This is a genomic window from Clostridium beijerinckii, assembly GCF_018223745.1.
In the GTDB taxonomy this organism is placed as follows: domain Bacteria; phylum Bacillota; class Clostridia; order Clostridiales; family Clostridiaceae; genus Clostridium; species Clostridium beijerinckii.
On record NZ_CP073653.1, the window covers coordinates 4,614,336 to 4,626,846 of the forward strand.

Annotated in this window: 13 protein-coding genes; 1 reads left to right on the forward strand and 12 read right to left on the reverse strand. The window is 29.0% G+C overall.

All coding sequences use genetic code 11. The features are described 5' to 3' along the window. Positions 1-62 precede the first annotated feature (62 nt). From KEC93_RS20865 to KEC93_RS20920, 12 genes are all read right to left on the reverse strand, one after another. Positions 63-2,090: an FtsX-like permease family protein gene (locus tag KEC93_RS20865; protein ID WP_077869495.1), complete on the reverse strand. Its 2,028-nt coding sequence runs from the start codon at positions 2,088-2,090 to the stop codon at positions 63-65. Next, positions 2,080-2,847 (reverse strand): ABC transporter ATP-binding protein, encoded by a 768-nt coding sequence (locus KEC93_RS20870; RefSeq protein WP_077869494.1) that lies wholly within the window; start codon positions 2,845-2,847, stop codon positions 2,080-2,082. Before KEC93_RS20870 ends, KEC93_RS20865 begins: the two co-directional genes overlap by 11 nt. Positions 2,848-3,189: 342 nt before the next feature. Beyond that, positions 3,190-4,203 (reverse strand): sensor histidine kinase, encoded by a 1,014-nt coding sequence (locus KEC93_RS20875; protein ID WP_077869493.1) that lies wholly within the window; start codon positions 4,201-4,203, stop codon positions 3,190-3,192. Further along, entirely contained in the window at positions 4,200-4,871 is a 672-nt protein-coding gene (locus tag KEC93_RS20880; protein ID WP_023973148.1) for a response regulator transcription factor, read from the reverse strand. The genes KEC93_RS20875 and KEC93_RS20880 overlap by 4 nt, the downstream gene beginning before the upstream one ends. A 367-nt stretch (positions 4,872-5,238) precedes the next feature. Continuing rightward, entirely contained in the window at positions 5,239-5,871 is a 633-nt protein-coding gene (locus KEC93_RS20885; protein ID WP_077869492.1) for an amino acid ABC transporter permease, read from the reverse strand. Positions 5,872-5,873: 2 nt separating this feature from the next. Further along, entirely contained in the window at positions 5,874-6,602 is a 729-nt protein-coding gene (locus KEC93_RS20890) for an amino acid ABC transporter permease (RefSeq protein ID WP_012060328.1), read from the reverse strand. Beyond that, entirely contained in the window at positions 6,602-7,414 is an 813-nt protein-coding gene (locus KEC93_RS20895; RefSeq protein WP_039768354.1) for a transporter substrate-binding domain-containing protein, read from the reverse strand. Before KEC93_RS20895 ends, KEC93_RS20890 begins: the two co-directional genes overlap by 1 nt. Positions 7,415-7,498: 84 nt before the next feature. After that, a complete protein-coding gene (locus KEC93_RS20900; RefSeq protein ID WP_012060330.1) occupies positions 7,499-8,221 on the reverse strand; it encodes an amino acid ABC transporter ATP-binding protein in 723 nt (240 codons plus the stop codon). 275 nt (positions 8,222-8,496) lie between these two features. Continuing rightward, positions 8,497-9,387 carry a response regulator gene (locus KEC93_RS20905; RefSeq protein ID WP_023973149.1) on the reverse strand — a complete coding sequence of 297 codons (891 nt, stop codon included), beginning with the start codon at positions 9,385-9,387 and terminating at the stop codon, positions 8,497-8,499. A 27-nt stretch (positions 9,388-9,414) separates the two neighbouring features. Further along, entirely contained in the window at positions 9,415-10,659 is a 1,245-nt protein-coding gene (locus tag KEC93_RS20910) for a sensor histidine kinase (RefSeq protein ID WP_242960337.1), read from the reverse strand. Positions 10,660-10,783: 124 nt separating this feature from the next. Further along, on the reverse strand, positions 10,784-11,104 hold the full coding sequence (locus tag KEC93_RS20915) for a branched-chain amino acid transport AzlD family protein (RefSeq protein ID WP_077869490.1): 321 nt from the start codon (positions 11,102-11,104) through the stop codon (positions 10,784-10,786). Further along, a complete protein-coding gene (locus tag KEC93_RS20920; protein ID WP_077869489.1) occupies positions 11,101-11,835 on the reverse strand; it encodes an AzlC family ABC transporter permease in 735 nt (244 codons plus the stop codon). The genes KEC93_RS20915 and KEC93_RS20920 overlap by 4 nt, the downstream gene beginning before the upstream one ends. A gap of 120 nt (positions 11,836-11,955) precedes the next feature. Between KEC93_RS20920 and KEC93_RS20925 the strand changes: the two genes are divergently transcribed. Further along, positions 11,956-12,507: a helix-turn-helix domain-containing protein gene (locus KEC93_RS20925; protein ID WP_017211411.1), complete on the forward strand. Its 552-nt coding sequence runs from the start codon at positions 11,956-11,958 to the stop codon at positions 12,505-12,507. Positions 12,508-12,511 lie beyond the last annotated feature (4 nt).

Below are 12,511 nucleotides of genomic sequence, written 5' to 3' on the forward strand. Positions count from 1 at the left end.
CAAATATTAATATCACACTTATTATTTGCTAGTTTCACCAATACATATTACTGCATTTATTTCTATCTATATTCATTTCCAACTATGTTTTTATAAGCCACATATGTTGCATACAGATATCCACCATAAACAATAAGCATCATTAATGCTGTCATTAAAATCGGTTGTATTTTATTGCTAGAGCCCAATACCATCAAGTATTTATTTACTACAGTAATTCCAACATATGAATGAACTATTGAAAGAGCTAGAGGTAATATAAAAAATACAGCAACTTGTTTGAATATACTTTTATTAATCATGCTCTTTGTTGCTCCAATCTTTCTTAAAGATCTATACCTTCCTATAGAGTCATTGCACTGAGATAATTGTTGAAGCGCAAGTACCGCTGCACTTGACAATAGAAATACAATGCCCATATATACTGCTACAAATAATATTATTGCAGATAATCCTCTACTATCGTCATATGCCATTTCTCTTGTCCCACCATAGAGACTAAAGTTTAAATTTTTATATTCATTTTCATTAAACTTAAAATTATTAAATATAGCAGTTAATTCTTTCTTGGCATTTTCCTTATTATCACCTATAAAATTTAGATTTAAGACCTCATCATATTTATCTATTCCATTTACTAAATCATCTGGTACTACCAAGGTAAACATAGTATCACTTGAAGGTGATGTTAATATCGCTCCAGTTTCAATTTTTTTATCTTTTATTTTAAATTCCTTATTATCTATCTGTAGTGAATTCTCATTTTTAATAAAGCTTTCTAGTAATCCTTTTAAGGGCTCATAATTAGAACACACTAATATCTCGTTATCTTTTAAATCTATACTAGATTCACCCTTCAATTTTCTTAATTTATTGTATTCTGAAATTTTAATCATATCTGTGGTATCGAATACTTTAAAATTTAACATTTCCTTTTGTTCGCTAGATAGTGCATATTTACCCAATACATCTCTAGAACTCATATTATGCTTATATTGCCTAAGTACAACATAGTCAGCATTATCATCAACATTATAATTTAGCTGTCCTAATGCATCTAAAACCGAAATCTTGCTACCATTATTCTTATCAAATACATGTACTGATGCATCAAACGGAGTTTGGTTTTTTAATGAGCTTTCTGAAGCATTTTTTACACCTAGTCCAGTTGACAAAGTTCCAATAGTAACAAATAACATTAAACAAATTATTGTCATAGAGATAAAATTAGTATTAAATTTGCTCGAAATTTGTTTTACACTAAAAACATTTAGACCATTTAGATATAAATTCTTATTTTTCCTAAGTGCAGAGAATGTAACCGATGCGATCCCATAAAAGAAAAATGCTGTTCCAACAATTCCTAATGCTATTGATAATTTAAATCTGCTATCATCAAAATTCAATCCTGCTAAATTAACAAGATAATAAGCATAACCTAAAATAGTAAGTGCAGCTATTAATATAAATAGAGCTATATATGGATTTTTAATATTGATCTTTTCATTTTTTCTATCTCCATGTAACAAATCAATTAATTTATATTTTGAAACTATAATCACATTAAATATCATAACTAATAAGTATATTAACCCAAAATATAATATAGTCTTAAGTATGGCACTTATTGAAATTGAAAAACTATATTGGGTCATTTGTACCGCAAAAAGCTTAGCTGTAAATATAGAAAGAACTTGTGCAAACAACATTCCAAGTAAAAGTCCTGCTGCCAAAGATATTATGCCTATATATAAAGTCTCAAAAAGCAATATCCGTGACATTTTTCTTTTTCCCATTCCTAAAATCATGTATACCCCAAATTCTTTTTTTCTTTTACTAATCAAAAATTTTGTGGCATATATTATTAAACCACCTAATATAACAGAAACTCCAATGGATATATAAGAAATAAGCTGCGCCATTATCTTAACATATTCCGTTTGTCCAGAATTCATATCTGCCATTACTGACTGAGAATCGATTGAATTAAAACTATAGAATATGCATACTGCAAAAGTTAAAGTTAAAAAATAAATAGTATAATCTTTAAAGCTCTTTTTTACGTTATTAAAAGCAATTCTAGAATACATCTTTTGAATCACCTCCAAGTAGTGTAACAATATCTATTATCTTGTTAAAGAAATCTTTTCTTGAATCCTCGCCTCTTACCAATTCATTAAATATATTTCCATCCTTTATGAATAATATCCTATGTGCATAACTTGCCGTAAACGCATCATGTGTAACCATCAAAATTGTTGCTTCTAATTCTTTATTTAATGTTTCAATAGAATTTAAAAGTAATTTAGCTGACTTAGAATCCAAAGCCCCTGTAGGTTCATCTGCCAAAATAAGTTTTGGATTATTAACTATTGCCCTTGCTGATGCTACTCTCTGCTTTTGGCCTCCAGACATTTGATAAGGATATTTATCTAATACTTCGAGTATTCCCAAGCTTTTAGCTGAATTCCTTACTAATTCATCGACTTCCCTACCTTTCTTTCCTGCAATAGTCAATGCTAATGCAATATTTTCATAGGCTGTTAATGTATCTAGTAAATTAAAATCCTGAAAAATAAATCCTAATTTATCTCTTCTGAATCTTTCAAGTTTCTTACTTTTAAGCCTTGTAATATCTTCTCCATCAATCATAATTGATCCGGTAGTCACTTTATCTATTGTAGATATACAATTCAAAAGCGTAGTCTTCCCACTACCTGAAGGCCCCATTATACCAACAAATTCACCTTTTTCTACTCTGAAACTTATATTATCAAGTGCCTTTGTGACATTATCTTTATTTCCATAATATTTTTCTACATTTTGAATGTTTAAAATGTTCTCCATAATCTTCCTCCTATTTTTATAGCAACTTTTATAATCGCTATTCATTTCAAATTTATTTAACCTCATGACTACATTTTAAATCTTTTGATATTTTTCTCATATTGAAATATCTTTCAGTCAGCTTACATTTTCGTAAGATGTAAATAACAATTTGAAATATTAATTGAATTTAATTAAAAACTGCAAATAATGAATATCATTTATAAAACATTTTTATTTCCAATATTAAAAAATAGCCTAGGAACCAATCTCCTAGACTTTCTGTCTTATACAATTTAGAAATACATAAAATTCTGCTAAGCCTATATTAGGCATAATCAAAAAATAATAATTCCATCCGCCTTACTTAAAACTCATGAATCCTCCAATAGGGAATATTATGTTAACTTTAGTTCCTTTGCCAGCTATTGAATCTAGAGTTATCCCAAGTCCAAGCTTTTCACATAGCTTTCTACATAAATACAATCCTATTCCTGTGGACTTCCCATATACTCTTCCATTTTCCCCTGTAAAACCTTTATCAAAGACTCTATTTAAATCATTTTTCGAAATACCTATACCATTATCTTCAATATTTAATATTATATTCTCTTTACCTTTACTTGTGTAAATTTTCACTTCTCCATTTTTATCTTTACTATATTTTATTGAATTAATAATAATCTGATTTATAATAAACTTTACCCACTTTGGATCCGTAACCACTGTCCCATAAATATTATCAATACTTACTGAAATTTTTTTGCTAATAAAATCACGCCTGTTATTTCTAATAACCTCCTGAATTATGTTCTTTATTTCAAATTCTTTAACAATATAATCATTCTTAACATCTGTACTTCTCGAGTAATAAAGAGCCTGATTTATATATTCTTCAATTTTCTTAAGTTCATATTCCAATGATTTCTTTTCATTAATATTGCTGTTTTCTACAATTAATTTTGCAGATGATATTGGTGTTTTTACCTCATGAACCCAAGTTTCTATGTACTCTCTATACTCCTTTTGAAGATTTTTATAGAAGTTAACATGCTCATGCATATCCCTATTACTATCGCTTAACACTTCATAAATAACTTTTCCTTCATAATAATTTGGACTTTTTATTACCTCAGGTAATAAATACTTTTTATCTAATTTGCCACTAACTCCCACAATATCATCATAGAATTTTTTTTTCATTATAAACTCAATGATTATATAGATTGATAGTGGTAAAAACCAAATAATAAAAACTACAAATAGTATTACAACTGGTGCTTTAGCTATGCTCATTATAGCCGCAAATAAAGAGTATATTATTAGATTAATTATTATGTATGGCAACTTTGAAATAGAATATTCCTTTATATTCATAGTAATATATAACCAATTCCTCTCTTAGTCTCTATTCCATCTTTAAATCCAATTTCCTGAAGTTTTTTTCTTAACCTAGTAACATTCACTGACAAAGTATTATCGTCAATATAAAGGTCTGAATTCCATAAATAATCCATTAAATCTTCTCTGCTAACTATACACTCTTTATTTTTCATAAGACAAAGCAGTATCCTAAATTCATTTTTAGTAAGATCAATCTTTTCATCTCCAAATATCACGCTTCCATTAGAAACATTTAGCTTTAAACCATTGTGTTCAACTATCTCAGAAATCGAATTGTTCCCTAGAGTTCTTCTTAATACAGCCGTTATTCTTGCAAGAAGTATTTGCGTATTATATGGCTTTGTTATAAAATCATCCGCTCCAAGATTCATACTCATAATCTCATCCATCTCACTATCTCTGCTAGTTACTATTATTATAGGTATATTCTTTTCTTTCCTTATTTCCTTACAGATATAATAGCCATCATAATATGGAAGATTTATATCTAACAGAATTAAATCCGGTTCATCCTTTAGTGCTACTTTTACTATATTTTCAAAATTAGCTGGTGCATAAGCTTCATAACCATATCTTTTTAAAAACTCTACAAGCTCTTTTTTTATATTCTCATTATCTTCTATTATCATGATTTTAGGCATATACATCCTCCTTAAAATTATTGCTTCATCGTCAATTAAATATAATCTGTAAAATACCTTTAATTTATTATCAGATCTTATTTTAGTTATTTCTAATTCTAGCATAAAATTCCTAATAACAAAAATGTATACTAAGCACTAATTTATTTAGCATAGTTTTCATTATTTGCATACAAATAATAGAAGAGAATAATTTAAATGACTAATTTAAATTATTCTCTAAAATTATATCTCTATTCATTTTAAGGTTTTGACTCATCAAAAAAATACTTACAAATTTTCTAAAGTTTTAAGTTCATATCTTCACTATAAATCATAAATCTAGATTTAAAGTTAGACATTTGCAAATCTATTAATTAGGTTATATCTAGTACTCTGTTTTAATTGTTCTAACGCAACACGATATTGTAAAATTTATTATGAAATATGTTGCAGCTATAGCTCCAAACAATAAAAATATCTGAGATGATGAAACAAAACTTCCCATAAGAATCATACCTTTGCCTGTAAATTCTTCTATACCAACAGCCCATAGAAAAGATGTATCTTTTATTACAGTAATTGATTGTGATAGAACTGTTGGAATGCAGCGCCTAAAGCTTTGAGGTAGTATTATATATCGTAATGTTTGAAACTTAGTAAAACCTTGAGAATATGCTGCCTCATATTGACCTATACTTACAGAATTCATTCCTCCTCTAAATATTTCTGCCGTAACCGCCGAAGTAAATAAAGTAAAAGATAAGATTCCTGAATACATCGGTTTTATTGGAACCAAAAATCTAATAGATAATATCCATAGTAAATTAGGTGTATTTCTAAATGTCTCTATATATATTGTTGCAATTCTCCCCACAATTCCCTTAGAGAAATTTCTTGATATGGCAAGAATTATTCCAAAAAACATACTCAATACAATTGATATAATGGCTATAATTAGGGTTAATTTCATTCCTTGTAAAAGAAACATCATATTTGCTTGATTAAATACACTTGACATTATTATAGCCCTCCCTCTGTTGCAACGGATTGTTCTGTTATAGAATCTTCAATATCAACTAATGCTTTCTTTTTCTCTCTAAGTTCAAGCTTTCTTGAAATCATTGCTAATGGATAACACATTATAAAATATAATGCTCCAGTTATAACATATGCTGGGCCATAGTACATATTGGCACTTGACCAAGAATCAGCTGTATACATTAGATCTCCACCTGCAATCATAGCTAATACTGAAGTATTCTTTATTAGATTTACCAGTTGATTCGCAAGTGGTGGTATTATAATCTTTACAGTTTGAGGTAATATTATATACCTCATAGTTTGAGTATGAGAAAATCCTTGAGATTTTGCAGCCTCAAATTGTCCTTTTGGTATTGATGTTATACCAGTTCTCACAACTTCTGATATATATGCTCCATGGTATACACCTACTCCAAGTATTCCAATTAAAAACACCGGTAATACCACCTTTATATATGGTAATCCATTAAATAGAAAGAATACCTGAATTACAAGAGGTGTATTCTGAATCACCTCTACATATATTCTATTTATTACCTTAAAAATTTTTATTTTGCTTGTAGAAAGTACTCCAAAAATAATTCCAAGCATTAAGGCAAGTATAAGCCCTAGTATTGATACTTCAAGTGTTGTTAAGAATCCCTCAAGAAATATATTAAAATCTTTAAAAAGTGCTTCCCACTTAAATATTGCAAAAGGTCCGTTCATTACTTAATATCCCACTTTGCAATTAATTTATCTATTTCACCTGAACTCTTCATGTCATTTATAACTTCATTTACTTCCTTCGCAAGTTCAGTATTATCTTTTTTAGTTGCAATACCATATTCTTGAGGATCATATCTATCATTTAATATTACTGTTGAATCATCAACATAACCATTCAAAATAGATGCATCAACTGCAAAACAATCTATTCTGCCTGAATCTAATGCTGCCTTAAGTTCAGGATATCCACCAAGCTCAGAAAACTTAAGAGTTATTCCTTCCTTTTCTGCTTCTTTTTGAAGCGCAGTTTTAGTTGTAGCACTTTGAGCAACTCCAATAGTCTTTCCATCTAAATCTTTAAGTGAAGACGCACCAAGGCTTTTCTTAACAAGTAATCCAACTCCATCCTTTATATATGGATCTGAAAAATTATAACTCTTTTTTCTTTCATCCGTTATTGTAAATGTAGCAGCAACCATATCTATTTCTCCATTATCAAGAAGTGGTCCTCTTGTTTTAGCTGTAACCCCTTGAAATTCAACTTTACTTTCATCTCCTAATATTTTTTTCGCTATTGCTTTTGATAAATCAATTTCTAAACCTTCCATTTCACCTGTCTGTGGATTTTTGTAACCATATTTAGGTACATCAACTTTTACCCCAACCTTTAATACGCCTCTATCTTTTATTGCTTGTATTTCTTTTGCTTCCGCAGTATTTCCTCCTGTATTTGTTGGTGTTGATGAGCTACATCCAGCCATCATCATACATACACCTAATCCTAACGCTAAAAATAATTTTCTCAATTTCATATATTTATCCCCCTATTTAAATTTTTTTAAAACTTCGTAGAAGTTTTTCATTAATTATGCGTTATGCACCGTGAATTATGTTTCTTATCTTATAATTTTATTTAAGAACGCTTTGGCCCTATCATTCTTAGGATTTGAAAAAAATTCTTCCGGATGAGCCTCTTCAATAATCTGTCCTCCATCCATGAATACAATTCTATCCGCAACTTGCTTTGCAAAACCCATTTCATGAGTTACTACAACCATTGTTATATTTTCCTTAGATAATCCTATTAGTACGTCCAATACCTCTTGTATCATTTCAGGATCTAACGCCGATGTTGGTTCGTCAAATAACATTATTTTAGGATGCATATTAAGTGCTCTTGCTATCGCTACCCTTTGCTGTTGTCCTCCTGATAATTGATTAGGGTAAGCATCGGCCTTTTCCTTTAATCCCACTTTTTCTAAATACTTCAATCCAGATTCCTCTGCTTCTTTTTTACTTACCTTTTGAAGTTTTATTGGTGCTAAAGTAAGATTCTCAAGCACTGTCATATGTGGATATAAGTTAAACTGTTGAAAAACCATTGCAGTAGATTGTCTAACTTTAGCTAAATCTTTTTTCAGACTTAAATCATATTCGTCTATGACTACTTTCCCAGATGTCGGCTCCTCAAGATAATTCATGCATCTAATCAAAGTAGATTTTCCTGATCCACTCGGCCCTATTACGACCAATTTTTCACCTTCATTTATATTTAAATTCACATTTTTCAAAACATGAGTATCTCCAAAGTTCTTGACTATATTCTCTAATTTAATCATTTATTCTCCCCCTATTTTGGCACAATATTAACTCAATAGAAATCAATCAACTTTTGCTTTATTAATTTTTTTCGATGATTATGTTTATCTAATATTTATATTTCAATAGTAATTTCGACTCTGTAAATTTTAAAATACAAAAAGGAGCCCTGGCATATATACCAAAGCTCCATTGCTTTTTTAAATCTTTATTAAATTATATATTTTTCCATTTCACTAGTCAATGAATTTTAACATACTGTGTTTTCTGTAGTTTTCTGTAGTTTATATATGTGTTAACCTAGAATTTTTATTAATATACCCTCAATAAATTTTTTTGTATTTATTTTTCCTTGACTGTATATTGGATTTTTTAAATGCTTGATTTCCTGTTTAACCTGCTTTATCTCAAAAAGTGATGCTGAATATTCTCTATATATGCTATTATCGCTATCTTCACTTCCCAAACTAGCTATTGAATCCATAGCCTTCATAATAGTTCTTCTTATACGTTGCTCCATAGATCTGCAATTAATAGCTGCTAATGAATCTCCATATAGAACTCGTGCCACATCCATATAAATCTCTTTTAGCTGATAAGGTTTAGATGGATTCATTTTCTTTTTATTAATGATATTCAGTATTACGAGTTTTAATTCTTCTATTCCTGCGGTGCCAATAATGTTAATATCAGAAAATATGCGCAATAGCTTTTCTTCCTGAGAATAAATTTCCGCTTCATTCTCAACTTTTTTATCTTTCTCAATATTGCCCTCAAAAACTACACTTTTAATCATTGATATAGATTTTTCTAATTCAATCTGTTTTTTAGCATTATTAATAATGCTAATTGTTTCAATCATATTAATTGGCTTGTTAATATAGAAAAGTATTCCGCTTTTGTAAGCATTTGAAATCATTTTTCCTTCTTCAACCTGGGATAACATTATGATCTTACCAGTATATCCACTGTTAAATGTCCTTTTCACAATTTCAATTCCATCTACTTCTGGTAGTAGCAAATCAATTAATACGATATCAGGTTTTAATTTCATTATTTGATCTTTGGCATCTTTTCCTGTCGTTAAAATGGATAATACTTTTCCAAAGTTATTTTTTTTAATTGCTTGCTCTAATATTTTACATACTGCCATATCATCATCAATAATAACAAACGTTGTTTCCATAAATAGCCCCCTTATTATGAAAATAATTTATATACTAGATAACGGTATTTTCACTAAAAACTTAGTGCCCCTATCAATATCACTTTCAACTTCTATACTTCCTCCCAAATTCTCTAAGAGATTTTTTACATGACATAACCCAATCCCCGTAGACATTGCCCCTGTCTCCTCATTGAATTTTGTTGAAAATCCTATATTAAATATATACGGAAGTACATCTTTATCAATACCTGTCCCATTATCTGAAACATCAAGTAGTAATTCTTTTTGCGAAATTTCCCCAATCACATTTATCATATTATCGCCACTGCATGCCTCAATTGCGTTAATAATTAAATTATTTAGAATAGCAAATATATCATAATATCTTTTTATCGAATAATCTTCTTCTAGCTTGAATTTTATAAATATATTAGAATTTACATTATCTATTTGTCTTTTTGTATTATCAGATATTATGCAGAAAATCTCTGACATAGACATGTACTCCGCCTTCTCAACATTTTGTACTAATTGATTGATTCCTCTAAGAACCCGGTCATTATTTTTACGGATTTCATGAGCATTTTGTGCAAGTGATAACGCCTTAACTGAAAATTCTTCTTTATCCTTATTCATTTCATACAAATTGTAAGCTTCCCTCATTATAGTATTTAAATCATTTGTTGATTTTTGTAAATAAAAAGCCTCCGCATATATTTTTGACACCATTAAATTTAATTCAGCATAACGTTTTTGATGCTCTAGTGTCTTAATATATAATTTTTGATATTTATATATTAAAAAAGCTGAACATTGTATAAATGCTCTAACAAGTGCTGTTACTATAATAACTTTTATAGTTGATATAGAAAACATATTTCTAACAAGTATTTCTGCTGTGTTGCATATTATATCAAAGCTTATTAATGACAAGTATAAATGTATTATAGACTTATTTCTCCTAGTTAGTGAAAATATAGTTCCTAAAATACCATAAATAATATAAAAAATAGCTGCCGGCATAAACTGCATTATAATATCATTTGAATAACTAGAAGATGACATTAATAATCCAATGCTACGAATAGAGGCAGTTATAGTTCCTGTGATTATTCCGATTAAAACAGGATATATATTTTCCGATATAGAAAATATAAGCCCAATTACAATGACTCCAACTCCCAAAACAAACCTGCTATTAAATGGATAAATATATATTTGCGCCAAAATACTTATCAGAACAGAAAATAATACACTATTCTTTAAACAAATCTTAGTTCTCTCTGTCATTTTAATTTTATACATCATTATATTTGTTCCTTCACCATATAATAAAATCCATTATTGCTCTATAATTTATTTATAGAAAATAATACGCTTAGATTATCATCGAGTCAATTCAAGTTTTTACGAATTAAAATATTAATCTTAAAATTGCTATTGAAATAATTCCTGTTAGCACTGTTAATAATAAATTATTTTTCTTAAGAGCAATCAGTATTGTTGGTATTGTAGCAAGCAATTCTGGAGATTTTCCTTGAAGTAAAAATTTATTATCGGTAATTAAAAGTTCTGCTACTATTAATGAAGCTAGTATAGATATAGGTATATATGTCAAAAACTCTTCCACTTTCTTATTTAATTTTATCTTTGATAATATAGTTATTGGTAAAACTCTCGGCAACATAGTTACAATACAACCACCTATGATAACACTCCATACATAAGAATTCATTCTTTAATCACCACCCCAATTAAAGCACCAGCAATTGCTGATATAATAACGCCAATACTAGTAGATACATATATTGCACTTACTATTAACACTATGGAAGATACAATAATAATTATTAAAGCTTTTCTTATCTTTACATTTCCTTTTACAGATGAAATTAGCAATCCTATAAACATGGCTGTTAATGCAAAGTCTAACCCTAAAGCCTTATAATCTGGAATAAAACCACCAATAAGAACGCCAATTCCTGTTGCAAGAATCCAATTTATATATGCAGTAATGTTTAAACCCGTAATCCATAAATTATTAATTTTCTTATTCCTCAACCCCTCTGCTGATGCAACTACAAAAGTTTCATCTGTTAAAAGCATCCCTATAAAAAAGTTTTTTAAGACTGAATTCTCTTTGAAATATGGAGCTACTGACGCACTCATAAACAAATGTCTAAAGTTAACAAAGAAAATAGTAAATATTATGCTGGGTATTGGTGACGATGATAAAATCATACTCGAAGCTATAAATTGCGATGATCCTCCATATATAAAAGCACTCATCCCCATTGCTTCCCAAACTGTCAAACCACAAGATTTACTCAAAATTCCACATGCAAGCCCTAAACTTATGTACCCAAATATAGTTGGAATACAGTCTTTCACTCCCTGAATAAAATAATACGAGTTGTTTTTATTCTTTATTTCTAAAGAATCATTTGGTATTTTCCCCAATTCCATAAAATGCCCCCTTGATACTTTTTGTATAAAACCGTAATATATATTATATACATTGTACGTTATACTTTATATTATGCTATATCTTACATTTGTACTTTATATTTGTCAAGGAGTGAAAATATGAATTTAAATAATATTATTGCTGGGAATTTGAAAAGATTAAGAAATGAAAGACAATTAAGCTTAAGCAAACTTTCTGATATTTGCGGTGTCAGTAAAGTAATGCTAGGGCAAATCGAACGTGGTGAATCTAATCCAACTATTAATACAATATGGAAGATTGCTGGTGGACTTAGGGTTCCATATACATCCCTTATTGATGAGCCAATAAAAAATGATATTTTAATAAAAAAAGAAGATTCTAAGCACCAAGAATCTCCTGATAATAAATATAGAGTTTATTGCTATTTTGCAAGCAATTCAAATAGGAATTTTGAACTTTTTACTGTAGAACTAGATGGCAATAGCACATATGAATCCAATTCCCATGGCGAAAAGACTCAAGAATATATAATAGTTTATGATGGTGAGTTATCTTTAAATGTGGATAATATAACTTATATCCTAACTCCTGGTGATTCCATAGTGTTTGATTCATCCAAGCCACATTCATATACAAACTTGACTAATAGCATGATAAGAATGACTATAATTAACTATTACGTTATATAAACTA

Excerpts from the sequence above, each read along its gene's own strand:
- KEC93_RS20905 (WP_023973149.1), bottom strand. The coding sequence starts at position 9,387 with ATGGAAACAACGTTTGTTATTATTGATGATGATATGGCAGTATGTAAA.
- KEC93_RS20870 (WP_077869494.1), bottom strand. The coding sequence starts at position 2,847 with ATGGAGAACATTTTAAACATTCAAAATGTAGAAAAATATTATGGAAAT.
- KEC93_RS20900 (WP_012060330.1), bottom strand. The coding sequence starts at position 8,221 with ATGATTAAATTAGAGAATATAGTCAAGAACTTTGGAGATACTCATGTT.
- KEC93_RS20865 (WP_077869495.1), bottom strand. The coding sequence starts at position 2,090 with ATGTATTCTAGAATTGCTTTTAATAACGTAAAAAAGAGCTTTAAAGAT.
- KEC93_RS20890 (WP_012060328.1), bottom strand. The coding sequence starts at position 6,602 with ATGAACGGACCTTTTGCAATATTTAAGTGGGAAGCACTTTTTAAAGAT.
- KEC93_RS20920 (WP_077869489.1), bottom strand. The coding sequence starts at position 11,835 with ATGGAATTGGGGAAAATACCAAATGATTCTTTAGAAATAAAGAATAAA.
- KEC93_RS20885 (WP_077869492.1), bottom strand. The coding sequence starts at position 5,871 with ATGTCAAGTGTATTTAATCAAGCAAATATGATGTTTCTTTTACAAGGA.
- KEC93_RS20925 (WP_017211411.1), top strand. The coding sequence starts at position 11,956 with ATGAATTTAAATAATATTATTGCTGGGAATTTGAAAAGATTAAGAAAT.
- KEC93_RS20875 (WP_077869493.1), bottom strand. The coding sequence starts at position 4,203 with ATGAATATAAAGGAATATTCTATTTCAAAGTTGCCATACATAATAATT.
- KEC93_RS20895 (WP_039768354.1), bottom strand. The coding sequence starts at position 7,414 with ATGAAATTGAGAAAATTATTTTTAGCGTTAGGATTAGGTGTATGTATG.
- KEC93_RS20880 (WP_023973148.1), bottom strand. The coding sequence starts at position 4,871 with ATGCCTAAAATCATGATAATAGAAGATAATGAGAATATAAAAAAAGAG.
- KEC93_RS20915 (WP_077869490.1), bottom strand. The coding sequence starts at position 11,104 with ATGAATTCTTATGTATGGAGTGTTATCATAGGTGGTTGTATTGTAACT.
- KEC93_RS20910 (WP_242960337.1), bottom strand. The coding sequence starts at position 10,659 with ATGACAGAGAGAACTAAGATTTGTTTAAAGAATAGTGTATTATTTTCT.